Annotated in this window: 7 protein-coding genes; 5 read left to right on the forward strand and 2 right to left on the reverse strand. The window is 73.8% G+C overall.

Annotated features, from left to right (window positions below):
- Positions 1-714: a class I SAM-dependent methyltransferase gene (locus OEIGOIKO_RS00900; protein WP_125050864.1), complete on the forward strand. Its 714-nt coding sequence runs from the start codon at positions 1-3 to the stop codon at positions 712-714.
- A gap of 50 nt (positions 715-764) precedes the next feature.
- The gene (locus OEIGOIKO_RS00905) at positions 765-1889 is read left to right on the forward strand and encodes a methyltransferase (RefSeq protein WP_125050866.1); all 1125 of its coding nucleotides are present in this window, start codon (positions 765-767) and stop codon (positions 1887-1889) included.
- 63 nt (positions 1890-1952) lie between these two features.
- On the opposite strand, the gene mhpA is transcribed toward OEIGOIKO_RS00905, so the two are convergent.
- Positions 1953-3584 (reverse strand): bifunctional 3-(3-hydroxy-phenyl)propionate/3-hydroxycinnamic acid hydroxylase MhpA, encoded by a 1632-nt coding sequence (mhpA, locus tag OEIGOIKO_RS00910; RefSeq protein ID WP_125050868.1) that lies wholly within the window; start codon positions 3582-3584, stop codon positions 1953-1955.
- Positions 3585-3631: 47 nt separating this feature from the next.
- The gene (locus OEIGOIKO_RS00915; RefSeq protein WP_170251460.1) at positions 3632-4714 is read right to left on the reverse strand and encodes an FkbO/Hyg5 family chorismatase; all 1083 of its coding nucleotides are present in this window, start codon (positions 4712-4714) and stop codon (positions 3632-3634) included.
- 210 nt (positions 4715-4924) lie between these two features.
- On the opposite strand from OEIGOIKO_RS00915, the gene OEIGOIKO_RS00920 reads away from it, so the two are divergent.
- From OEIGOIKO_RS00920 to OEIGOIKO_RS00930, 3 genes are all read left to right on the forward strand, one after another.
- Positions 4925-13135: a type I polyketide synthase gene (locus tag OEIGOIKO_RS00920; protein ID WP_125050872.1), complete on the forward strand. Its 8211-nt coding sequence runs from the start codon at positions 4925-4927 to the stop codon at positions 13133-13135.
- A gap of 124 nt (positions 13136-13259) precedes the next feature.
- Positions 13260-21965, forward strand: a complete 8706-nt coding sequence (locus tag OEIGOIKO_RS42275; RefSeq protein WP_371859008.1) for a type I polyketide synthase — start codon at positions 13260-13262, stop codon at positions 21963-21965.
- Positions 21966-21996: 31 nt separating this feature from the next.
- Positions 21997-26664: a type I polyketide synthase gene (locus tag OEIGOIKO_RS00930; protein ID WP_125050876.1), complete on the forward strand. Its 4668-nt coding sequence runs from the start codon at positions 21997-21999 to the stop codon at positions 26662-26664.
- The last annotated feature ends 66 nt before the right edge of the window (positions 26665-26730 follow it).

A 26730-nucleotide genomic window follows, 5' to 3' on the forward strand; every position in this document is an offset into this window, starting at 1 on the left:
GTGTCCAGTTCCGTTCCCGAGACCGCCGCGCCGTCCGCGGGCGGCACAGGCAGCACACCGGCCGACGTCGCCGACGGCGCGGCCATGTACACCAGAAAGGCGCTCCGGAAGTACGACGTGATCCTGCACGCCAACACCCGGTGGGTGTGGCGTTGTCACCACGACGAGATCCTGCGCCGCTACCAGGCCGCCGTCGGCGCGAAACACCTGGAGATCGGCGTGGGGTCCGGCGAGTGCCCGGACCGGGCGCGGTTCCCGGTGGCCGAGCCGGACCTCACGCTGCTCGATCTGAACCCGTACACGCTGGAGTTCGCGTCGGAACGGCTGGCCCGGTACGAGCCGCGGGCCGTCCGGGCCGACGCCCTCCAGCCGCTGGAACGGGCGGGCGTGCCGGCCGGCGTGTTCGACTCGGTGGCGGTCAATCTGGTGCTGCACTGCGTGCCCGGCGATCTGCACGCGAAGCGGGCGGTGCTGGAGAACGCGGCGGCGGCCGCGCGGCCCGGCGGCACGGTGGTGGGCTCCACGGTGCTCGCGGCCGGTGTGCCGCGCACCCCGTACGCGCGGCGCCGGATGCGCAGACTCAACGAGCGGGGGATCTTCCACAACTCCGCCGACAGCCTCAGTGATCTGGCGAAGGTGCTCGGCAGCACCTTCGCCGACTTCGACCTGGACGTACGCGGTTGCGTGGCGCTGTTCACCGCCACGACCGCATGAACACGGCCGGCCGCCCGGCCGGTCCGGGGACCGCCGGAGGAGGAAGCGGGATGGGTTCGGTACGGGATTTCACGCGGTACGGTGACGGCTCGGCGGGCAGTGACGGCCCGGTGGCCGGTGCTGGTCGCGGCGCCGGCGCAGAAGCGGGGCAGCACGCCCCCGACGAGGCCGATCTGGAGCGGCTGATCAGGCTCGGGATGGGCTTCTGGGCCTCGAAGGCGCTCTTCGCCGCGGTCGAGCTGGGGCTGTTCACCGAGCTGGCGGCGGGCGGCCCGGCGTCCCGGGACCGGCTCGTCGCGCGGCTGGGGCTGCACGGGCGGGGCGCCGCGGACTTCTTCGACGCGCTGGTGGCCCTCGGGCTGCTGGAGCGGGCGGACGGGGTCTACCGCAACACCCCGGTCAGCGAGCGCCACTTGGACCGGGCCCGGCCGGAGAGCTACCTGGGCCACTTCTTCGAGTTCGCCAACGACGAGTGGTATCCGGCCTGGCAGTCGCTCACCGAGGCGCTGCGCACCGGGATTCCGCAGAACAACGCGAAGGACGCCGAGACGGACCCGTTCGACGCGCTCTACGCCGATCCGGAGCGGCTGCACCGCTTCCAGCGGATGCAGTCGGGCATCTCCCTCGGCGCGAGTCTGGCGCTGGCCGAGCGGTTCGACTGGTCCGGCCGCAGGACCGTCGCCGACATCGGGTGTTCGGAGGGCGCGTTCCTGGTCCGGGTGCTGGAGCGGCACCCGCACCTGACGGGTGTCGGGTTCGACCTGCCGCGGGTCGGCCCGCACTTCGCCGAGGAGGCCGGCAAGGCCGGACTGGCGGACCGGCTGGTCTTCCGGGAGGGGGACTTCTTCACGGACCCGCTGCCGCACGCCGACGTGATCTCTTTCGGCCATATCCTGCACGACTGGGACCTGGGCACCCGGCGGATGCTGCTGCGCAAGGCGTACGAGGCGCTGCCGCCGGGCGGGACGGTGATCGTGCGCGAGGCGCTGATCGACGACGACCGGCGCAGCAACGCGCTGCCGCTGCTGGTGAGTCTGCACATGCTGATGGAGACGCCGGGCGGGTCCGACTACACCGGCGCGGAGGGCCGGGCCTGGCTGGCCGAGGCGGGCTTCCGCGACACCCGCGTCGAGCACCTGGCGGGCTCGGTCTCGATGGTGGTGGGCACGAAGTAGCCGCGAGCGACGCCCGCGCGTACGGGCCGGTCCCTGAGGGGGCCGGCCCGTACGCGCGCCGGTTCAGCCGGTGAGCCGGTCGCGCAGGTCCCGTACCAGCTCGTTCAGTCCGGGCCCGTCGGCGGCGGCGCCGTACGCGTAGAAGTCCGGGCGGACGAGTACGCCGGCCTGCCCGGTCTCCGCGAGGAACGGCAGGTAGACGTCGTCGGTGTCGACCACGGCGTGCGGGCCGACCAGCGCGGGCGAGGTACCGCACGGCAGTACCCGCACGACCCGGCCGCCGAGGTGCTTGAGGAAGGCGGCCTCCTCCGCGCCGAGGGCGGTGTACGGGTCGATGGAGGTCAGCAGGACGAAGCCACGGCCGACGACCTCGTCGAAGCGGTCCACCGCGTGCCCCCGGGCGACCCAGCCCTGCGGCACGAGCGCGCCGGCCGGTGCCGCCACGGTCCCGTCGGGGCCGGTGCGGACCAGTCCGGCGTCGATGGGGTTGAAGAACATCCGCGGCATCAGCGCGTCGGGGTCCGCGTCCTTCGCGAGCATCACCGCGTCGCGGGCGGCCGCCTGCTCCGGGTCGGTCTGGGCGATCACGTCACCCATCGCGACGGACAGCTTGATCATGTGCTGGACGTGCGGCAGCCGTTCGCTCTGGTAGGTGTCGAGCACCGCGTCCGGGGCCCGGCCGGCGAGCACCAGGTCCAGTTTCCAGGCCAGGTTGGCCGCGTCCCGGATGCCCGAGCACATGCCCTGTCCGGCGAACGGCGGCATCAGGTGTGCCGCGTCCCCGGCGAGCAGCAGGCGGCCGCGGCGCCAGGTGTCCGCCCACCGCGCGCGGAAGGTGTACATCATGTGCCGGACCAGGTCGGCGTTGGCAGGGTCGATGTCGAACGGGGCGAGCAGCCGCCAGGCGTTGTCGATGTCGGCGAGGGCCTGCGGGTCCTCGCCGGGCATCCGCATGAACTCCCACCTGCGGTGCCCGTGGCCGCCGGCGACCGCGGTGGTCGGCCGGGCCGGGTCGCAGATCTGCAGGTTCTTCGGCGTGAACTTGCGCGGTTCCTTCGGCACCACGTCGCACAGCAGCCAGTCGCCCGCGTACCCGAGGTCGGTGACGCCGCCGCCGAGGTGGTCGCGGACGAAGCTGTTGGCGCCGTCGCAGCCGATCACCCAGCGGGCGGTCAGCGGCGCCCCGCCCAGTTCGGGTCCGGGCACCGTGACCTGTACGTGGTCGCCCCGGTCCACCAGGCCGGTCACCGGATCGCCGCGGACGACGCGCAGCGTCTCCAGTCGGGCGGCCCGCGCCGTGAGGGTGGCCTCCAGGGTCGGCTGGTGGATCATCGTGGAGCGGGGCCAGCCGGACTCGGCGGGGATGTCCGGCGCGTCGTAGCGCAGCAGGGTCCGGCCCTCGGCGTTGCGGAACTCGTACTCCTCGGCCGAGTCGCCGATCTCGGGCAGCGCGTCGCCGAGGCCGGCGGCGGCGAACACGCGTGAGGTCTCCCCGTCGAAGTGGACGACGCGGGGGAACGGGTACGGGTCGCGGTAGCGGTCCACCGCCAGGACCCGCCAGCCGTACTGGGCGAGCAGGACGGCGGCGGTCAGACCGACCGGGCCGCAGCCGACGATCACGACATCGGCGTCGGTCCGGGTGCCGGACGGCGTGGCAGCGTCGTCCGGTGTGCCGGGAAAGAGAGCGGGGCGCATGGGTCACCTCCGGTGGAGCGGGACGGCGGCGGGGCGGACTGCGGCGGTCACCGGGCGATGCCCTCGATCTCGACCAGCAGGTCCGAACGGCAGATGTCGACGTTGAGGAAGGCGATCTCCGCCTCGGGCGCGAAGGCTTCGGCGCACAGGCGGCGTACGGCGTCGAGGTGTTCGGCGTGCCGTACGTAGACCTTGGCCCGGTACAGGTCGGTCAGCCGGTAGCCGTGCGCCAGGCCGTGGGCGGCCGCGTTGGCGTCGCCGATGACGCCCGCGATGTTGTCGAGCGTGGTGCGGACCTGTTCCTCGATCCGCCCGGCGTGCACGGAGGCGTGGCCGACGATGCTGGCGGTGCCGGAGACGTACAGGCGGTCGTGGGTCCGGTGGTCGTGGGCCGGGGCGTCCTGGGACGGAGCGTCCTCGGCGGTACCGGTGCCGGTACCGGCAGCGGTGTGCCGTACGTGCGTCGCGCGGGCGAAGCTGGGCGACTTGGGACCGTACCGCCTCGGATAGTGGTAAGCGGCGATCTGCCGGGGATTCTCCAGCGGGGTGCAGATTCCCGACTTCGCGCTGAGCGCGCAGAAGGATATGCCCTCGCCGAGCGCGCCGATTCCCGTGGCCGCGGACAGCCGGCGCAGCGGGTAGCGGGATTTCTCGAAGGCTGTGGCGCGGCCCAGGCAGAAGTCCCGGTAGATCTCCAGCCGATCCGCGTTGTCCTCGTTGATGCGCCCGATGAAATTCCACATGCGAAACAGCGAGTGGTAGCCCAGCTCGCCGGTCAGTTCCAGCAGGGCGGTGTACGCCTCCTCCGTTCTCCGGGCGTAGCTGCGGGCCGCCGGGACACGCCCCGCACAGAACAGGTGTTCACCGTCGTACGCGTAATGGATGCCTCGGTGGCACCCGGTCCGGACGGGCCGGGTGGTCGTCCAGACCTCGGCGAACCCGTCCGCCTCGGCGGCCGCCATGGGCACGGTGAGTTCCACTCCGCGGCGGGTCAGGGACGGGCCGGCCGGCCGCGGCCCGTGGTCGACGACACCGAGCGTGTGCACACCGGGAAAATCCGGAGCGGCTTCCTCAGTGCGTTCACGGAATTCCACATCGAGAGTGTCGGGAGAAAGAGCGACGTCAGTCATGTGCGTCCTCGCATTGCTTGCACGAACCGAAGGGGGAAGGCGCATCGCGATGTCCGCCAGCACGCTACCCCGGCATTACGCGGCACATTGCCGGGCACCGGCGGCAGTCGAACGTTAGGGGTGGCGTAGGGGTATGACAGGGGGCCGCCGGACGGCCCCCGGGACAAAAATGGGACGCACCGTACCCGGCCGAGTGAAGGACGTGGCAAGGTGTTCCGGACCGAATTGATCGCGCCGTTGCCGCAATTGCTGCGCGCGCACGCCGAACGGGCGGGCGGCAAGACGGCTTTCCGCGACGCCCGGCGGTCCGCCACCTACGCGGAACTGGACCGGCGCACCGCACGGCTGGCCGGCCATCTGGCGCGGGCCCGCCTCCAGCCGGGCGACCGGGCGGCGATCCTGCTGGGCAACTGCGTGGAGAACGTGGAGAGTTACCTGGCGATCACGCGGGCGTCCGGGGTGGGCGTCCCGCTCAACCCGCTCTCCGCGCAGAGCGAGCTGGCGTACTTCCTGGACGACTGCGGAGCCAGGGTCCTCATCACCGACCCCGCCCATCTCGACCAGGTGCGTCCGCTCCAGGCCACCCGCCCCCACCTGCGGGTGGTGGTGACCGGGCCGGAGCCGCCGGCCCGGTACGGCGCCCTGTCGTTCGAGGCCCTGTGCGCCACCGACCCCGGCATCCCCGCACGCGACGACCTCGGGCTCGACGACGTCGCGTGGATGCTCTACACCTCCGGCACCACCGGGCTTCCCAAGGGCGTGCTGTCGACCCAGCGGAGCTGTCTGTGGTCGGTCGCGGCCTGCTACGCACCGGTCCTCGGCCTCTCCCGGGACGACGAGGTGCTGTGGCCCACTCCCCTGTTCCACAGCCTTGCCCACGTGCTGTGCGTCGTCGGCGTCACCGCCGTCGGCGCGACGGCCCACGTCCAGGACGGCCTCACCGGCGAAGACGTCCTCCAGGAACTGACGCGCCGCCGTTACACCTTCCTCGCCGGAGTGCCCACCACGTACCACCAGCTGACGGCCGCGGCACGGGATCTGCCGTCCCGCGACTGGGGGCTGCGGCGCTGCTTCGTGGCGGGCGCGGCCAGTTCGCCGGCGCTGCACCGCACGTTCGAGGAGACGTTCGGGCAGCGGCTGCTCGACGGCTACGGCAGCACCGAGACGTGCGGCCTGATGACCGTGAACCGGCCGACCGGCGCCCGTGTGGAAGGTTCGTGCGGCCTGCCGGTGCCCGGCCTGGAGCTGCGGCTGGTCGACCCGGACTCCGGTGCCGACGTGGCGGTCGGCGCGGAGGGCGAGGTGTGGGTGCGCGGCCCGAGCCTGTTCGCCGGGTACCACGGGCACCCGGAGGCGACCGAGGAGGCGCTGCGCGGCGGCTGGTACCGCACGGGCGATCTCGCCCGCCGGGACGAGGCCGGGTTCCACCGCATCACCGGACGGATCAAGGAAGTGATCATCCGGGGTGGCGAGAACATCCACCCGACCGAGGTGGAGAACGTACTGCGCGCCGTCCCGGGGGTGGCCGACGCCGCGGTGGCCGCCGCGCCGCACGAGTCGCTGGGCGAGGTTCCGGTGGCGTTCCTGGTGACCGGGGCGGTGCCGGGCGGCCCGGAGCCGCGGCCGGAGGACGTCTTCGCGGCGTGCCGGCAGAGCCTCGCGGCGACCAAGGTGCCCGAGGAGCTGTACCTCGTCCCCGAGGTGCCGCGTACCGCCGCGTCGGGCAAGGTCATGCGGCACCGGCTGCAGAACTGCCCGGCCCGGCTGTGGGCCGTCAACGCCGTGCACCACCGCCGGGTGTCCGGCGTGGGGCGGCGGACGCTGCGCGGGGCGGAGGGCGAGCGGTCGGGCGTGCTGCGGTGGGCCGTGGTGGGCGGGGCGGCGACGGGCGCGTACGAGGATTTTCCCCGGGCGGCGGTGGAGCGGTTCGGCGGAGAGGTGCGCTGCTACCCGGACCTGACGGCGGTGGCCGAGGACGGAAGCGACTACGTACCGGATGCCGTCGTGCTCTTCCCCGGCCCGGTCCCCGATCCTGTCGGCAGGCCGGAGGGCGGCGCGGATCACCTCGCTGCTGCCGCACGGGAGGTCTCGGCGCTCGGTGCGCGGGTACGGGAGTGGCTGGCCGATCGACGCAACGACCGGGCGCGGCTGCTGGTGGTGGTCCGGGAGCCGGAAGGGGCGGCGGCAGCGCCGGAGGTCTCGGCTGCGGCCGGGGCGGCGCTCGTACGCGCTGCCGTGCGCGGGCTGACGCAGTCGTTCCGGAACGAGCGGGTCACCGCCCTCGCGCTGCCACCGGGCGCGCCCGCCTGCTCCCCGGGTCTGCTGGCGGCGGCCTTGTACTCGGGCGAGCCGGAGGTGACGTGGCACGACGGGGCGCTGACGGTCCCCGTCGCGGCGCCCGTCGCCGCCCGGCCCGGCGCGGCCTTCGGCCCGCACGATGCCCTGCTTCTGACGGGCGCCGACGCGCCGCTGACGGCCACGCTCGCCCGTCACCTGGTCACGGCCCACCGGGTCCGCCGACTCGTACTCGTCGGGGCGAAGAACCCGGCGGGGGCGAAGGGCCCGGCAGGGGCGAAGAGCCCGGCAGAGGCGAAGGGCCCGGCAGGAGCGGCAGGCACGGACCTCGCCGCGCTGCGAACGGAACTGGAACGCCTCGGGGCGCACGTGACGCTGATCCTTCGCGACGTGTCGGCGGACGCGGAGAGCGGGGCGCTCAACGCCGCGTTGAAGCGCCTGGAGCGGCAGGTGACCGGCGTGCTGCACATCCTTCCGGACACCACCACCGCCGATACTCCGTGCGCCCCGGACAGTGACGAAGGCGGCGAACTGGCCGTGCGTCTCGGCACTTTGCTCGCGCTGCACCGCTTCGCCGCCGACGCACACGTGCAGAGCTTCGTGACCGTCGACCCGACGGAAGACGGCGCCGGACCCGTACCGGTGGCGGCGGCCGCCCTGGCCCGGCATAGGGGGGCGCTCGGGCTGCCCGCACTCGCCCTCGCCCTGCCGGCCGACGGGCTGTCGAAACGCGGGCTCACCGCGGCATTCGACCTGGCCCTCGGCCGTACGGAAGCCGTCCTGGCCGCCCGTCCGCCAGCCGAAGAGCCGTCGGCGGGCGGTGGCGGGGACGCGGCGGCGCCGCGCCATGCGGGTCGTCTGCTGAATCTCGTGGTGGAGACGTGCGCGGAGGTGCTGGACGGGCCCGGCGCCACGGCGTTCGACCCGCAGCGGGCCTTCCGCGACGCCGGACTGACGTCGAGGGGCGCGGTCGAACTGCGCAACCGCCTGGCCACCGCCACCGGGCTCAGCCTGGCCTCGTCGCTGGCCTTCGACCACCCGACCCCGTACGCCGTGGCCGCGCACCTCGAAGCACGCCTCTCCGGCCGCGCCACTCCCGAAGACACGCCGCACGGGGCAGGCGCCTCGGCGACGGAACCGGTCGCCATCGTCGGGATGGGCTGCCGTCTGCCGGGCGGAGTGACGTCGCCCGAGGAACTGTGGCAGCTCGTACGGGACGGGCAGGACGCCATCTCCGGGTTCCCGACCGACCGTGGCTGGGACCTGGCCGCACTGTACGACCCGGACCCCGACCACCCCGGCACGTCGTACGTCCGGGAAGGCGGGTTCCTGCACGACGCGGGGCTGTTCGACGCGGACTTCTTCGGCATCGGCCCCCGGGAAGCGCTGGCGACGGACCCGCAGCAGCGCCTGTTGTTGGAAGTCTCCTGGGAAGCCGTGGAACGTGCCGGGCTGGACCCGGAGTCGCTGCGCGGCAGCCGCACCGGCGTCTTCACCGGGCTGATGTACCACGATTACGGGCAGCCGTCGCACGGCCGAGTGTCGAAGACGAAGGCTCGGGACGTCGAGGGCCTGCTCGGCATCGGGGCTTCGGGGAGTGTGGCGTCGGGGCGGATCGCGTACACGCTCGGGCTGGAGGGCCCGGCGCTGACGGTCGACACGGCATGCTCGTCCTCGCTGGTCGCCCTGCACCTGGCCGTACGGTCCCTACGCCTGGGCGAATGCGACCTCGCCCTGGCCGGCGGCGCCACCGTCATGGCCACTCCGGCGACCTTCGTCGAGTTCAGCCGCCAGCGCGGGCTGGCGCCGGACGGGCGTTGCAAGGCATTCGGCGCGGAGGCCGACGGGACCGCGTTCTCCGAAGGGGTCACCGTCCTCGCGGTCGAGCGCCTGTCCGACGCCGAACGCAACGGCCACCGCGTCCTGGCGGTCATCCGCGGCTCCGCCGTCAACCAGGACGGCGCCTCCAACGGCCTCACCGCACCCAGCGGCCCCGCCCAGCAGAAGGTCATCCGTGAGGCGCTGCGCGATGCCGGGCTGACCGCTTCGGACGTCGACGCGGTGGAGGCCCACGGCACCGGCACCGGTCTCGGCGACCCGATCGAGGCGAACGCGCTGCTGGCGACGTACGGGCGCGACCGCAAGGGCGAGGGTGAAGGCGGACGGCCGCTGTGGCTGGGCTCGGTGAAGTCCAACATCGGCCACACCCAGGCCGCCGCCGGAGCCACCGGCGTGCTGAAGATGGTGCTGGCACTCCAGCACGAGGAACTGCCGCGCACCCTGTACGCGGAGGAGCCGTCCCCGCACATCGACTGGGCGTCCGGGGCCGTGCGCCTGCTCAGCGAGAACACCCCCTGGTCCACGGAAGGCGCCCCGCGCCGCGCCGCTGTCTCCTCCTTCGGGGTCAGCGGTACGAATGCCCATCTCATTCTCGAAGCGCCGCCTCAAGGTCGCGCGGCGGTACCGGGCGGCGACGAAGATCAGGACGCTGCCGGGGACCTCCCCTCGGGCCTCCCCTCGGACATGCCTTGGGTGCTGTCGGCCAAGTCGGAGTCCGCCCTGGCCGCTCAGGCCCGACGTCTGCTGACCCACGTCACCGAGCACCCCGAGGATTCCCCGCAGGCCATCTCCCACGCCCTGGCCACCACCCGCACCACCACCTTCCCCCACCGCGCCGTCCTGACCGCCACCAGTCCGGACGAACGGGAAGCCGCCCTCACCGCGCTGGCGACACACCAGCAGCATCCCGCCCTCGTCCAGGGCACCGCCCGGCCCACCGGGGCCGGACCGGTCTTCGTCTTCCCAGGTCAGGGCAGCCAGTACCCCGGCATGACCGCCGGACTCCTGGACAGCGACCTCACCTACGCCCACTGGATCGGCCAGTGCGAGGACGCCCTCGCCCCCTGGGTCGACTGGTCGCTGACCGATGTCCTACGGCGTACCCCCGGCACTCCCGCCCTCGACCGCGTCGACGTGGTGCAACCTGCCCTGTTCGCCGTGTACGTCGCGCTCGCCCGCACCTGGCAGCACCTCGGCATCCACCCCACCGCCGTCACCGGCCACTCCCAGGGCGAAATCGCCGCCGCCCACATCGCCGGCGCCCTCACCCTCACCGACGCCGCCCGCATCAGCACCCTCCGCGCCCAAGCCCTCCTCCCCCTCACCAGCCACGGCGCCATGGCCTCCATCAACCTCCCGCCTCACACCGTGCGAGAACTCCTGCCCCCCGACACCACCATCGCCGCCCTCAACAGCCCCACCACCACCGTCATCTCCGGCCCCACCGACCAGATCCACCAAGCCCTCGCCCACGCCACCAACACCCACCACGCCCGCACCCGCCTCCTCCCGGTCGACTACGCCTCCCACTCCCCCCAGATCGAGACCATCCGGGAAGAGCTGGTCGCGGCCCTGGGCACGGTCCGGACCCGGGAGGCAAGGATTCCCTTCTTCTCGACCCTGCTCGGGCGCTGGGCAGAGCCCGAGGAACTGGACGCGGAGTACTGGTACCGCAACCTCCGCGAACCCGTACAGTTCCACACCGCCGTCACCCACCTCCTCCAAGCAGGCCACCACACCTACATCGAAACCAGCCCCCACCCCGTCCTCACCCCCGCCATCGAAGAAACCGCCACCCACCACGACACCACCGTCCACACCACCGGCACCCTCCACCGCAACCACCCCGACACCCACCACCTCCACACCACAGCCGCCCACCTCCACACCCACGGCCACACCATCACCTGGCCCACCCACACCCCCCGACCAACACCACCCACCAACCTCCCCACCTACCCCTTCCAACACCAACACCACTGGCTGGACATCACGGAAGAGGGCGGAGAAGGGGCTGTCGAGGACGAGCGGTTCTGGGAGCGGCTGGAACGGGCGCGCGATGCCGAGGAGAGCGGCGGCGAAGGCCTTGCGGAAGACGAGCGGCAGGCGCTCGGGCTCGTCCTGCCCAGGCTGCTCGCCTGGCGCGACGAACTGCGGACCGAAGCCGCGCTGGACGAATGGCGCCACCGGATCGAGTGGGCCCCCGTGACCGTCCCGGCGCCGGGCACCGGAGCGGGTGACTGGCTGGTACTGGTGCCGACGGGCTCCCGGCGTTCGGTGCTCGACGGCCTTGTCGCGTCGCTGACCGACGCGTTCAGCCGCCGTGCCGGACATGCCACGGTCGTACGGATCGACCCGGCGGCCCCGGATCGCCGGGCGCTGACCGCGGCGTTGGCGCACCCGGTACGTGGCGTGCTGTCCCTCCTGACGCTCGCCGACGGCCCGCTGCTCACGTCCGCGTCGGAGGCCCCGGCGGGCTTCGCCTGCACCGTCGAGGCCCTCCAGGCCGTACAGGCAGCACAGACCGTACAGGCGGCACAGACCGTACAGGCGGCAAAGGCAGCACAAGCCAGTCACGACGACCGGAACGGCACGGCGGTGGCCCAACTGTGGTCCATCACCACCGGATCGGCCGCCGTCGACCGGACAGACCAGGTCACCCACCCGGCAGGAGCCCTCGTCTGGGGCCTCGGCCGGGTCGCCGACCAGGAGTGCGGCGGGGTGTGGGGCGGCGTCGTGGATCTGCCGCCCGAGCCCACGGAGGCGGACGTACTGCGCCTGGTGGACGTCCTCGTGGCGGCCCGGGGCGAGGAGAACGAACTGGCCGTACGGCCCGCCGGCGTGCTCGCGCGGCGGTTGCGGCGGGCACCGCTGGCGCACGCGCCCGTGGTCCGTGACTGGCGTCCGGAGACGGGGACCGTCGTGGTGACCGGTGGTACGGGAGCGCTCGGCGCTCAGGTGGCACGATGGCTGGCCGGGCGCGGTGCGGAGCATCTGCTGCTGCTCGGGCGGCGTGGACGGGCGGCGCCCGGCGCCGACGCCCTGGTCGCCGAGCTGACCGCCGCCGGTACGCGGGTGACCGTCGCCGCCTGCGACGTCGGCGACCGCGACGAGCTGGCCGTCGTCCTGGCGGGGCACCGCATCGACGCGGTGGTGCACGCGGCCGCGGAGCTGGACGACGCGCTGCTCGGCGACCTCACCCGGGACCAGATCGCGCGGGCGCTGCGGGCCAAGGCGGTCGGGGCGGTCAATCTGCACGAGCTGACGCGGGACGCGGAGCTGTCGGCGTTCGTCATGTTCTCCTCCATCGCGGGTGTCTGCGCGCTCGCCGGCCAGTCCAACTACGCGCCGGGCAACGCCTTTCTCGACGCGCTCGCCGAGCACCGCCGGGCGCTGGGTCTTCCGGCGACGGCGATCGCGTGGGGCCACTGGGAGGGCGGCGGGATCGCCGCGCCGGAGGTGGAGGAGCAGTTGCGCCGCCGGGGCACGGTCTCCCTCGCGCCGGAGCCCGCCCTGCGCGCGTTGCAGGCCGTGCTGGATCGCGACGAGACCCGTATCGCCGTGGTCGACGCGGACTGGAGCACCATGGCCCCGTCGCCGCTCCTGCGGGACCTGTTGCCCCCGGAAAGTCCGGCCGCGGCCGCCGAGCCGTCGGGCGGTCCGCTCCACGGGCTGGGCACCGCCACGGTCAAGGAACAGGAGAAGGCGGTACGGAGGCTGGTGCGCGAGAGCGCGGCAGCCGCGCAGGGCCGTGCTTCCGCCACCGAGGTCGAGGACGGCCGCAGTTTCCGGGACCAGGGCTTCGACTCGCTCGCCGCCGTCGAACTGCGCAATCGCCTCAACCGGGCCACCGGGCTGCGGCTGCCGACCACCGTCGTCTTCGAGCAGCGGGACCCCGCGTCGTTGGCGGCCCATGTGCGTACGCAGCTGTTCGGGCCCGGTACGGAAGCGGGGCCGGGGGCTGCGGAGTCCGCCGCCGCGCGTGCCCTGACCCATCTGGAGGCGATCGGAGCGCTGCTGCGGAAGGCCGGGGAGACGGCGGAAGGGTTCGACGAGGTGCGTGCCCGGCTACGGACGCTGGCCCGCCAGGAACCCGCCCGGCGGAACAGCTTCTTCAGCCACGGCTCACCCACCGGCCGCCCGGACATCAGCCAGGACACCGGCCCGGAAACCAACCAAGGCACCGCACCGGAAACCAGCCAGGGCATCGACCCGGACATCGACTGGGAGACGGCCACCGACGACGAGGTCGCCGGTCTCATCCACCGTGAATTCGGCATCTCGTGAGGACACCGGACGGGGGCACCCGATGAACGACGACCACCAGCTGCGCCACCTGCTCAAGCAGGTCACCGGGGAACTGCGGCACACCCGGAACGCGCTGCGCAGGACCCGGGAGCCGGTCGCGATCGTGGGGATCGGCTGCCGCTTCCCCGGGGGCATCGACTCCCCCGAGGCGCTGTGGGACCTCGTCGCGTCCGGCGGCGAGACGACCGGGGACTTCCCGGCGGACCGCGGCTGGGACCTCGGCCGGCTGCGCCGCGCGGACGCCGGAACGGGCGGCCCGCCCTTCACCGAACGCGGTGGGTTCCTGGCGGACGCGACCGCTTTCGACGCCGAGTTCTTCGGCATCTCGGACCGCGAGGCGCTGGCGACGGACCCGCAGCAGCGGCTGTTGCTGGAGGTGGCCTGGGAAGCGGTGGAACGTACGGGCATCGATCCGCAGGCCCTGGCGGGCGGCAAGGTCGGCGTGTTCACCGGCATCACGCACGACCACGGCGAGGGGGTGCTGAACGCGCCGGGCGAGTTGGAGGGCTTCCTGGGGATCGGGGCTTCGGGGAGTGTGGCGTCGGGGCGGATCGCGTACACGCTCGGGCTGGAGGGCCCGGCGCTGACAGTCGACACGGCGTGCTCGTCGTCACTGGTGGCCCTGCACCTGGCCGTACGGTCCCTGCGCCTGGGCGAATGCGACCTCGCGCTGGCCGGCGGCGCCACCGTCATGTCCACCCCCATGACCTTCATCGAATTCAGCCGCCAACGCGGACTCGCCCCCGACGGACGCTGCAAAGCCTTCAGCGCCACGGCGGACGGAACCGCGTTCGCCGAAGGCGCCGCGATCCTCGCGGTCGAGCGGCTCTCCGACGCCGAACGCAACGGCCACCGCGTCCTGGCCGTCATCCGCGGCTCCGCCGTCAACCAGGACGGCGCCTCCAACGGCCTCACCGCACCCAGCGGCCCCGCGCAGCAGAAGGTCGTCCACGAGGCGTTGCGGGACGCCGGGCTGCGTCCGGCCGACATCGACGCCGTCGAGGCGCACGGCACCGGCACCACCCTCGGCGACCCCATCGAAGCCAACGCCCTGCTCGCCGCCTACGGGCCCGGCCGCGAACGCCCCCTGTGGCTGGGCACGGTCAAGTCGAACATCGGGCACACCCAGGCGGCAGCCGGGGCCGCCGGGGTCATCAAGATGGTCATGGCCCTGCGCCACGAGGAGTTGCCGCGCACCCTGCACGCGGACGAACCCTCACCGCACATCGACTGGGCCGCCGGGCCCGTACGCCTGCTCGGTGAGAACACCCCCTGGTCCTGCTCCGGTGAGGACGCTCCGCGCCGCGCCGCCGTCTCCTCCTTCGGCGTCAGCGGCACCAACGCCCACCTCGTCCTCGAAGCCGCCCGCGCCGTACCTCCCGTACCTTCCGCGGCACCACTGGTGGAAGAGCCCGCCGTCGTCCCCTGGCTCCTGTCCGCACCAGGGGAACCGGCCCTGCGCGCGCAGGCGGAATCGCTGACGGCATGGCTGTCCGGGCGGCAGGAGACCGCCGTGGGTGTGGCGCGGGCGCTGGCCGTGAGCCGGGCGGCGCTCCGAGACCGCGCGGTGGTGCTCGGCTCGTCCGTCGCGGGCCTCCTGGACGGAACCCGGGCTCTGGCCGAAGGCCGTGTCCCCGACCAGGCCCAGGTGGTCACCGGCCGCCCGGTGCAGGGTGACACCTGCTTCCTGTTCACCGGCCAGGGGTCGCAGCGGCCGGGCGCCGGGGCTGAACTGGCCGCCGCCTTCCCGGCGTTCGACACCGCGCTCCGCGACGTGTGCGCGGCGCTCGCGCCCCACCTGGACCAGGATCTGTACGAGGTGATCCGGGCGGAAGACGGTTCGCCGTCAGCTGCCTTGCTGCGCCGTACGGAATACGCCCAGCCGGCGATCTTCGCGCTGCAGGTGGCCCTGTACCGGCTGCTGGAGTCCTGGGGCGTGGTGCCCGACGTGCTCGCCGGGCACTCCATCGGCGAGTTCGCGGTGGCCCATGTGTCCGGCGTGCTGACGCTGCCGGACGCCGCGCGGCTGATCGCGGCCAGGGCGGCGCTGATGCAGGCGCTGCCGGAGTGCGGGGCGATGGTCGCGGTGCAGGCGCCCGAGGCCGAGGTCCGCGCGCGGCTGACCGCGTACGAAGGGCGGGTCGCGCTCGCGGCGGTGAACGGGCCGGAGGCCGTGGTCCTCTCCGGCGACGAGCACGACGTACTGGAGCTCGCCGCCGGCTTCGCGGCAGCCGGGCACCGGACCCGCCGGCTCCGGGTGAGCCATGCCTTCCACTCGCCGCTGATGCGGCCGGTGCTCGAACCGTTCCGGTCCGCGCTGGCGCGTGCCGCCTTCGGGACGCCCGCCTTGCCGGTGGTGTCCACACTGACCGGCGGGCCGGTCGATCCGGCGTACTTCGGGTCGGCGGAGTACTGGGTGCGGCACATCGTCTCACCGGTGCGTTTCCTGGACGCCGTACGGGAACTGGAGCGCGACGAGGCCCGTACGTTCCTGGAGCTGGGCCCGGACAGCGTGCTGTCGGCGATGGCCCAGGAGTGCCTGACGGACGGCGACTCGCTCGCCGTACCGCTGATGCGCCGGGACCGGCCCGAAGTGGCCACCCTGCTCGCGGCGGTGGCACGGACGCATGTGCGCGGCGGCCGGGTCGACTGGCCGGCGGTACTGCCCGAAGCGCCGCACGCCGATCTGCCGACGTACGCCTTCCAGCGTCGGCGGTACTGGATCGCCGACGTGATGGAGCGACGGCGGCCCGACGACGTGCGCGGTGAAGCGGATGCCGTACCGGCCGGGACCGGGGACACGCCCGACGTGGCGCACGCCCCCGCCGTCACCACCGACGACGAGGTGCTGCGCCTGGTGACGGACGCCTGCGCCCAGGTGCTGGGCGGCCCCGGGGCCGGTGCGGCCGGTGGTGACGCGGCCGACGGCGGTGCGCGGGCGACGGCCTTCGACCCGCGGCGGGCGTTCCGCGACGCCGGACTGACCTCGATGGGCGCGGTCGAACTGCGCAACCGGCTCGCCGCCGCCACCGGGCTCCCCCTGTCCGCGTCCCTGGCCTTCGACCACCCCACGCCCCTGGCCCTGGCCACGCATCTGGCGGACCGGCTGTCCGGCCGCGCCGGAACCCTCGGCGGCCCGGCCCGCCGGACCGCCGCCACGGCGGACGGCCCGGCGGACGATCCGGTGGTGATCGTCGGCATGGGCTGCCGTTTCCCCGGCGCCGTCGCCTCGCCCGAAGACCTCTGGCAGCTGGTGCGCGACGGACGCGACGCGGTCTCCGCGTTCCCCGCCGACCGCGGCTGGGACCTGGCCGGGCTGCACCATCCCGACCCGGACCACCCCGGCACGACGTACGCCAGGGAAGGCGGTTTCCTCGCGGACGCCGCCGGGTTCGACCCCGCGTTCTTCGGCATCGGCCCCCGGGAAGCGCTCGCCATGGACCCGCAGCAGCGGCTGTTGCTGGAAGTCTCCTGGGAAGCGGTGGAACGGGCCGGTATCGACCCGACCCGGCTGCGCGGTACCCGTACGGGTGTCTTCACCGGCCTCGCGTTGCAGGACTACGCCAATCGCCCGCAGGACGTGCCGGGCGACCTGGAGGGGTACGCCACCACCGGCGGGGCGGCCAGTGTGGCGTCCGGCCGGGTGGCGTACGCCTTCGGCCTGGAGGGCCCGGCCCTGACCGTGGACACGGCCTGCTCGTCCTCCCTGGTGGCCCTCCACCTGGCGGTGCGCGCGCTGCGTCAGGGCGAGTGCGATCTGGCGCTCGCCGGGGGCGCGACGGTCATGTGCAGTCCGACGGCGTTCGTGGAGTTCAGCCGTCAGCGCGGGCTGGCACCGGACGGACGCTGCAAGGCTTTCGGTGCCACGGCGGACGGCGTGGGGTGGGGCGAGGGCGTCGGTGTCCTCGTCGTGGAACGGCTGTCGGACGCCGAACGCAACGGCCACCAGATCCTGGCCGTCGTGCGCGGATCGGCCGTCAACCAGGACGGCGCCTCCAACGGCCTCACCGCGCCCAGCGGGCCCGCCCAGCAACGCGTGATCCAGGACGCCCTGCACGACGCCGGGCTCGGCCCCTCGGACATCGACGCCGTCGAGGCCCACGGCACCGGCACCGCCCTCGGCGACCCGATCGAGGCGAACGCCCTGCTGGCGACGTACGGGCCCGAGCGTGAGCGGCCGCTGTGGCTGGGCTCGGTGAAGTCCAACATCGGGCACACGCAGGCCGCCGCCGGGGCCGCCGGGGTCATCAAGACGGTCATGGCCCTGCGCCACGAGGAGTTGCCGCGCACCCTGCACGCGGACGAACCCTCACCGCACATCGGCTGGGCCGCCGGGCCCGTACGACTGCTGACGACGGCGACGCCCTGGGAGGCCACCGGCACCCCGCGCCGTGCCGCCGTCTCGTCCTTCGGCGTCAGCGGCACCAACGCGCATGTCGTGATCGAAGCCGCTCCCGCCCCGGCTCCGGCGGACCCGGCAGGCCCGTTCGACGCCGACGCGGGTCGGGCCCCGGGCGGCGGCCCGGCCGAGCCGGCTCCGCTCCCCCTCGTCCTCTCCGCCCGTACGCCCACGGCTCTCGCCGCTCGGGCCCGGCAGCTCGCCGACCGGTGGCCGGACCGCGCCCCGCAGGACATCGCCCGCTCCCTGGCCACAACCCGCTCGACGTTCGAACACCGCGCCGTGGTCGTCAGCGGCAGCCGCGAAGCACTGACCGCGCTGGCGGATGGCAGGCCGACCCCCGACGTCGTCAGCGGCACGGCGACCGCGCGCGGTGGTCATGCCTTCCTCTTCACCGGTCAGGGGGCGCAGCGGATCGGCATGGCGCGGGAGTGGTACACGGCGTTCCCCGAGTTCGCCCGCGCCCTGGACGAGGTCTGCGCCCACTTCGAGGAGCCGCTCCGGCGGGCCGTTCGGGAGCTGCTGCTGGCCGGGGAGCCCGTAGCCGTAGACCCAGTAGACGCACGCCCCGTAGCGGTAGAGCCGGTAGTCGTACACCCCGTAGCCGTAGAGCCCGAAAGGCACGCGGCGGGGCCGGGGCCGGTGACCGACGGGATTCCGCGGCAGTCCCCCCTCACCGACACCGCCTTCGCCCAGCCGGCCCTGTTCGCCGTCGAGGTGGCGCTCTTCCGGCTGCTGGCGGCGTGGCACGTCCGCCCCACTCACCTGGTGGGACACTCGATCGGCGAGCTGACGGCCGCTCATGTCGCGGGCGTACTGCCGCTGCGCGACGCCTGCCGGCTGGTCGCGGCCCGGGGACGGCTGCTCGGGGCGCTGCCCGGCGGCGGTGCGATGGTCTCCGTACAGGCTTCCGAGGGGACGGTGCTGCCGCTGCTGGCCGGGCACGAGGACCGGGTGGCGGTCGCGGCCGTCAACGGCCCGGCGTCCGTCGTGCTGTCCGGGGCCGCGGACGCCCTCACGCCGGTCGTCGCCGCCCTGCGGGAGCGCGGCCACCGCACGCGCCCGCTGCGGGTCAGCCACGCCTTCCACTCGCCGCTGGTGGAACCGGCGCTGGACGCGTTCCGTGCCGTGGCCGAAGAGATCGACTACCAGGTGCCGGACCTGCCGGTCGTCTCCGGCGTCACCGGGCGGCTCGCCGATCCGGCCGACCTCTGCTCCGCCGGGTACTGGGTCCGGCAGTTGCGCGGCGCGGTACGGTTCCACGACGCCGTGACCACCTTGCGGGCCGCCGGTGTCACCGACTTCTGCGAGCTGGGGCCGGACACGGTCCTCGCCACCGCGGCCGCCGAATGCCTGGCGGCCGGCGGGGCGGAGCAGGAGGCCGGGACGCTGACGGTGAGCGTGGCGCGCCGGGGCCGCCCTGCGGTACGTACCCTGCTGACCGCCCTCGCCGAACTGCACGTCCGGGGTCGGGGCGTCGAATGGGCCCGCATGGTGACGGACGGGCTGCCGGTCGACCTGCCGACGTACCCGTTCGAGCACCGCAGGCTCTGGCTGGAGCCGGGCCGCGGCGGCCGGGGCGGGTCCTCCGCTGCTCCGGGGCAGCGGCCGCTGGACCACCCGCTGCTCGACGCAGGCGTCGAACTGCCCGGTGACCAGGGCATGGTCTGCACCGGCCAGGTGTCGGCAGCGGGCGCCACCGGCTGGCTCGGCGATCACACCGTGCTGGGCACCGTCCTGTTGCCGGGCGCCGCGCTGCTCGACATGGCGCTGCGGGCGGGCCGGGAGGTGGGCAGCCCACGCGTCGAGGAACTGACGGTCGAGGTGCCGCTGATCGTGCCGCGCGACGCTGCGGTGCCGCTGCGCGTCGTCGTGAGCGGGCCGGAGCCCGGGACCGGGCAGCGGTCTGTCGAGATGTACGCCCTACCGCCCCGGGACGGGAGAGGGAACGGGAGCGTGAGCAGGGACGGCGACGGGAGTACGGGCCAGGAGCTTTCGTGGACGCGGCACGCCACCGGTGTGCTCGGCGCCGCCGACGGCGCACTGCCCGAGGGCCCAGGCGTGTGGCCGCCCGCCGGCGCGACCGCGCTCGACGGCGGTGACCTGTACGCGCGGATGGCGGAGCTGGGATTCGGCTACGGGCCCGCGTTCCGTGGGCTGGCACGGGCCTGGCGCCGGGCGGACGAGGTGTTCGCCGAGCTGGCCCTGCCGGAGGCGGCCGGACCGCTCACCGCGGGCACGGTGCACCCCGCGCTGCTGGACGCGGCCCAGCACGCCGCCCAACTGCTCGACACGTCCGACGAGCCGGGCCGGGTGCCGTTCTCCTGGTCGGGGGTACGCGGCGGTGACCGCGCGGTGGCCCGGGCACGGGTCCGGATGGCGGCCCGGCCGGAGGCTCCGGACACCGTCGAGCTGCTGGTGTGGGACGAGAACGGCCGTCCCGTACTCGGCGTGGACGCGCTGACGCTGCGCGCGGTGCCCAGGGACCGGCTTCCCGCACCGGGCGACCGGACGGAAGGCAACCGGGCAGCGGGGGACCGGCTCGCCGGAGAGCTGTTCGCGGTGCGCTGGACACCCGTGGACACCGTCGCCTCCGAGGGCGGCGGCGCCGCACCGGAGGCCGTGGCGGACCTCGTGATCCCCCCGCCCGCTCCCGGCGACCGTACGTCCGTCGTCGACCGGATGCACACCTGGACCGAGCGGGTGCTGGCGGAGCTGCAAGGCAGCGCCGGTACGGAGGCGGACGCGGACGCCGGCCCCCTGCTGATCGTCACGCACGGCGCGGTCCGGGTCGCCGACGAGGAGGTCACGGACCCGGCGGCGGCCGCGGTGTGGGGCCTGGTCCGGTCCGCGCAGACCGAACGTCCCGGCCGTGTCGTCCTGCTGGACCTGGACGAACCCGGGTCGCTCGCCGGCCTCGCGGGCAAGGTGCTGGCCGGTGGCGAACCGCAGACGGCGGTGCGGGCGGGCGCGATGTTCGTACCCCGGCTGACGACCGTGCCGAGGGAACCCGCCAAGTCGGGCACCGTCCCTCCGGTGGCCGAATCGGACCACGGTGTGCTCCCGGACCTGTCCCCCGAGGGGACAGTGCTGGTGACCGGCGGTACGGGCGGCGTGGGCTCGGTGACCGTACGGCACCTCCTCGACCTCGGCGCGCCGCACGTCACCGTACTCAGCCGCCGCCCGGCGCCCGCCGGTCCCCCGGAGGCCGGCGACGGGCCGGACGACCGGGTCCGCCAGGTGACCTGCGATGTCGGCGACCGCACCCAACTGGCCGACGTCATCGCCTCCTTGGATCGCCCGGTGACCGGCGTGGTGCACGCGGCCGGTGTCGCCGACGACGGTGTGATCGACTCCCTGACGCCCGACCGGCTGCGCGGCGTGCTGCGCCCCAAGGCGGACCCGGCCTGGTGGCTGCACGAACTGACCCGGGAGGCGAACCCGGCGCTGTTCGTCCTGTTCTCCTCCAGCGCCGCCACCTTCGGCGCCCCTGGACAGGGCAACTACGCCGCCGCCAACGCCTTCCTCGACGCGGTCGCCGAGCACCGTGCCGCCCTCGGCCTGCCCGCCGCTTCGCTGGCCTGGGGCATGTGGGAACAGCGCACCGGCGTCACGGCCCACGTGACCGGCAAGGACCTGGCCCGGATGGCCCGGGCCGGGATGCTCACCCTCCCCACGGAGGAGGCGCTACGGCTGTTCGACGTCGCGGTGGCCTCCGGGCGCCCCACGCTCGTACCGATGCGCTTCGACGCCGGTGCGGTGGCGCGCTCCGGCTCCGTACCTCCGCTGCTGCGCGAACTCGCCCCTCGTGGTCCCCGTGCCGCGCCCGGAGGGGCCGCCGCGCCGAACGGCGCTGCCGCCGCCGGGGCCTCGCCCACGGACGGGCAGGAGCTGCGCCGTACGCTCGCGGCCGCGTCCCCGGCGGACCGGCACCGCCTGCTGTTCGACCGGGTCAGCCGGCAGGTCGCCGTCGTCCTGGGGTACGAGGAACTGGCCGGTACCGGTGAACGGGAACTGCGCGACCTGGGCCTGGACTCCCTCACCGCGGTGGAGCTGCGCAACGGTCTGATGGCCGCCACCGGCCTGCGCCTGCCCGCCACCGTCGCCTTCGACCACCCCAGCGTCGCCAAGCTCACCGACTTCCTGCTCACCGAACTGGAGCCGGACGACGACGCCGCGGAGGCCGCCGTCCTGGCGGGCATCGACGACCTGGCCGGCGCGCTGGCGGCCATGGACACGGACGCCGCCGCACGCACCCGGGTCACCGTCCGCCTCCAGGCGCTGCTCTCGCAGTGGCAGGACGCCGGGAGCGGGGGCGGGGCCCGGCCCGACGACGTACGCCAGGACATCGAGGACGCCGGCGAACAGGAGCTGTTCGCCTTCATCGACGCCGAGTTCGGCACGCCCTGACCGAGCGCAGATCCGCGGAGGAACTGGCCCCATGACCGACGACAAGACCCTTCGGTACCTCAAGAAGGTCACGGCAGAACTGCACAGCACCCGGCAGCGGCTGGTCGAGGCGGAGACCGCGCGGCACGAGCCGGTCGCCGTCGTCGGCATGGGCTGCCGCTACCCCGGCGGCGTGACCACGCCGGAGGAACTGTGGCAGCTCGTACGGGACGGGCGGGACGCCGTGTCCGGGTTCCCGACGAACCGCAGCTGGGACCTCGCCGGGCTGTTCGACGCGGACCCGGACCGGCGCGGCAGGTCGTACGCCAGGGAGGGCGGGTTCCTGCACGACGCGGGGCTGTTCGACGCGGACTTCTTCGGCATCGGCCCGAGGGAGGCACTGGCGATGGATCCGCAGCAGCGGCTGTTGCTGGAAGTGTCCTGGGAGGCCGTGGAACGTGCCGGGCTGGACCCGGAGTCGCTGCGCGGCAGCCGCACCGGCGTCTTCACCGGGCTGATGTACCAGGACCACGTCACCCGCCTCTTCCCGGCACCGGAAGAGATCGAAGGCCTGCTCGGCGCGGGCGGCGCGGGGAGTGTGGCGTCGGGGCGGATCGCGTACACGCTCGGGCTGGAGGGCCCGGCGCTGACGGTCGACACGGCGTGCTCGTCGTCACTGGTGGCCCTGCACCTGGCCGTACGGTCCCTGCGCCTGGGCGAATGCGACCTCGCCCTGGCCGGCGGCGCCACCGTCATGTCCACCCCCATGACCTTCATCGAATTCAGCCGCCAACGCGGACTCGCCCCCGACGGGCGCTGCAAGGCATTCGGCGCTGCGGCGGACGGCGTGGGCTGGGGCGAGGGCGTCGGCATCCTCGTCGTGGAACGGCTGTCCGACGCCGAACGCAACGGTCACCGCGTCCTGGCCGTCATCCGCGGCTCCGCCGTCAACCAGGACGGCGCCTCCAACGGCCTCACCGCACCCAGCGGTGCCGCCCAACAGCGCGTCATCTGGGACGCGTTGCAGGACGCCGGGTCCTCCCCCGCCGACATCGACGTCGTCGAGGCGCACGGCACGGGGACGAACCTGGGCGACCCGATCGAGGCGAACGCGCTGCTGGCGACGTACGGACGCGAACGCGGACGGCCGCTGTGGCTGGGCTCGGTGAAGTCCAACATCGGCCACACCCAGGCCGCCGCCGGAGCCGCCGGCGTGCTGAAGATGGTGCTGGCACTCCAGCACGGAGAGCTGCCCCGCACTCTGCACGCCGACGAGCCGTCCCCGCACATCGACTGGTCCGCCGGGCCCGTGCGGCTGCTGACCGAAGCCAGGGACTGGCAAGAAGCCGAGGGCCCTCGCCGGGCCGCCGTCTCCTCCTTCGGCGTCAGCGGTACGAACGCCCACCTCATCCTCGAAGCGCCCCGCAGGACTTACGCGGCGGAACCGGACGGCGACGAAGGCCAGGGCGTCGCGTGGGGCAGCCCTTGGGACGCCGCCTGGGTGCTGTCGGCGAAGTCGGAGTCCGCCCTGGCCGCTCAGGCCCGACGTCTGCTGACCCACGTCACCGAGCACCCCGAGGATTCCCCGCAGGCCATCTCCCACGCCCTGGCCACCACCCGCACCACCACCTTCCCCCACCGCGCCGTCCTGACCGCCACCACCACACCGGACCAGCTCCACAACGCCCTCACCGCGCTGGCCACCGGGCAGGACGACGCGTCAGTGATCCGGGGCACCGCCCGGCGCACCGGGGCCGGGCCGGTCTTCGTCTTCCCGGGCCAGGGCAGCCAGTACCCCGGCATGACCGCCGGACTCCTGGAGACCAACGCCACCTACGCGCACGCCATCGCCGCATGCGAGGACGCCCTCGCCCCCTGGGTCGACTGGTCGCTGACCGATGTCCTACGGCGTACCCCCGGCACTCCCGCCCTCGACCGCGTCGACGTGGTGCAACCTGCCCTGTTCGCCGTGTACGTCGCGCTCGCCCGCACCTGGCAGCACCTCGGCATCCACCCCACCGCCGTCACCGGCCACTCCCAGGGCGAAATCGCCGCCGCCCACATCGCCGGCGCCCTCACCCTCACCGACGCCGCCCGCATCAGCACCCTCCGCGCCCAAGCCCTCCTCCCCCTCACCAGCCACGGCGCCATGGCCTCCATCAACCTCCCGCCTCACACCGTGCGAGAACTCCTGCCCCCCGACACCACCATCGCCGCCCTCAACAGCCCCACCACCACCGTCATCTCCGGCCCCACCGACCAGATCCACCAAGCCCTCGCCCACGCCACCAACACCCACCACGCCCGCACCCGCCTCCTCCCGGTCGACTACGCCTCCCACTCCCCCCAGATCGAACAGATCCGGGACCGTCTGCGCGACGAACTCGGCGGCATCACCCCCCGCGACACCGGCGTTCCGATGTTCTCCACCCTCCTCGGCCGCTTCGTCGAGGGTGCGGAACTCACCCCCGACTACTGGTTCCGCAACCTCCGCGAACCCGTACAGTTCCACACCGCCATCACCCACCTCCTCCAAACAGGCCACCACACCTACATCGAAACCAGCCCCCACCCCGTCCTCACCCCCGCCATCGAAGAAACCGCCACCCACCACGACACCACCGTCCACACCACCGGCACCCTCCACCGCAACCACCCCGACACCCACCACCTCCACACCACAGCCGCCCACCTCCACACCCACGGCCACACCATCACCTGGCCCACAACCCACCACCCACCAACACCCCCCACCAACCTCCCCACCTACCCCTTCCAACACCAACACCACTGGCTGGACGCCGCACCACCCGTCGAAGGCTCAGCCGCGCGGGACGAGCTGTTCACCATCCGGTGGGAACCGGCAGGGGACCATGCCCCGGCCGTCGACCGGCCCGGACGCCCCCTCTCGCCGGACGACCTGGTGGTGCTGAGCGGGCCGTACGCCGCCGCCGAAGACGGAGAGCCGCACCCCGACGCCGTCACAGCCGTACTGCCCCTCTGGCTCCTCCCGGACCCCGGCAAGACCGAGTCCGCCCTCGACCGCGCCCGCACGGGTGTGACGCACGTGGTGGCGGTGATACAGCAATGGCTGGGGGACGCGCGCCGAGGTGGTGACGGGCTGCTGGTCGTCGCCACGTCGGGTGCGATCACCGTCGAGGACGAGCGTACGGACGGCTTCGGGGACGCGGCGGTGTGGGGAGCGGTCCGTGCGGCGCAGGCCGAGAATCCCGGCCGTATCGTGCTGGTGGACGTCGAGGACCGTGACGCGCTCGCCGATGCGGTCGCGGCGGTGCTCGCGAGCGGCGAGCCCGAAAGCGCCGTACGGAACGGGCAGTTGCTCGTGCCCCGGCTGACGGCAGTGGCCCCGGCGGCCACCCCGGGACCGGCTCCCGACCCGGCGGGCACCGTCCTGGTGACCGGCCGGCCCGACCCGTCGGCCGTGCGGCAACTGGTGGCCCGTGGCGCACGTCATTTCACGGTGCTCACCGGCCCGGACGGCGAAGCCGTGAAGGTGACCGCATCCGTGACCGCGTCCGTGACCGCGTCCACGACCGGCTCCGCCTCCTCGTGCGAAGTCCTCGCCCTCCCCTGGGACAGCACCGACCGACCGCAACTCACCGCCGTCCTGGACGAGCTGACGCGGCCGCTGGCCGGAGTCCTGCACGGCGTGCCGGACACGGACGACGAGGTACTCGGCTCCCTCACGCCGGACGGGCTCGACACCGCTCTGCTCCGGGTGGCCGCACCGGTGTGGTGGCTGCACGAAGCGACTCTCGGCCTCGCACCGGCCTTCTTCCTCGTGACGGCCCCAACGGCGGGCGTAGTGCCCAGGATCGGCGAAGTGGCGCAAGCGAGCGGCACCGCCTTCGTGACCGCTCTCGTCCAGCACCGGGCCGCTCTGGGGCTGCCGGGCCAGGTGATCGCCTGGGAGCGCGACGCGGACGGCGGGCGGCACGGCACGTCGCCCCTGTCCGACGACCGGGCCGCCGACCTGCTCGGGGCGGCGGACGGCGGGCCGTCGGTACTCGTACCGCTCAGTCTCGACGCCGGGGACCTGGCGGGCCGTGAGCGGTACGGGGACCTGCCGCCGCTGCTGGCCGCGCCGGCCCGTACCCGTACCGGTACCCGTTCCCGCGACGGCGGCCGTACAGATGCGCGGGACGGAACGCCCGGCGGCGGCACTGCGGATGCGGAGCGCCTCCGGAAGCGGCTGACCGGGCTCCCGGCGGACGCGGCGGACGAGGTGCTGACCGAGTTGGTGCGGCGTCAGGTGGCCGCCGCGCTCGGGCACGCCTCGGCCGCCGACATCGATCCGGACCGGGCCTTCCGCGAGCTGGGGCTCGACTCGCTGCTCGCCGTCGAGCTGCGCAACCGGATCGGCGCCGCGACGGGGCTGCGGCTGCCCGCGGGGCTGCTCTTCGACCAGCCGAACGCCGCGGCGCTGGCCGTGCACCTGCGGACGCTGCTGGCACCGCCCGAGGAGGCACCCTCGGCCGCCTCCGTCTTCGCCGAGCTCGACCGCGTCGAGGCGCTGGTGGGCGAGGCCGCCACGCACGACCAGGACGTGCGCGCCGGTGTCGTGGCGCGTTTGCGGGAGATCGCGGACCGGTTGACGGGCCGGACTGCGGACGGCGCGGCGGCGGACCGCGACCGCGTACGGACGGCGACCGACGAGGAGTTGTTCAGCCTCATCGACGGACTCGACTCGACCATCTGACGACGGAACGGAACGCGGGGTGGACACCGTGCACAGCAACGAAGAACGGCTCCGGGACTATCTGAA

It is taken from the genome of Streptomyces paromomycinus, assembly GCF_003865155.1.
In the GTDB taxonomy this organism is placed as follows: Bacteria; Actinomycetota; Actinomycetes; order Streptomycetales; family Streptomycetaceae; genus Streptomyces; species Streptomyces chrestomyceticus.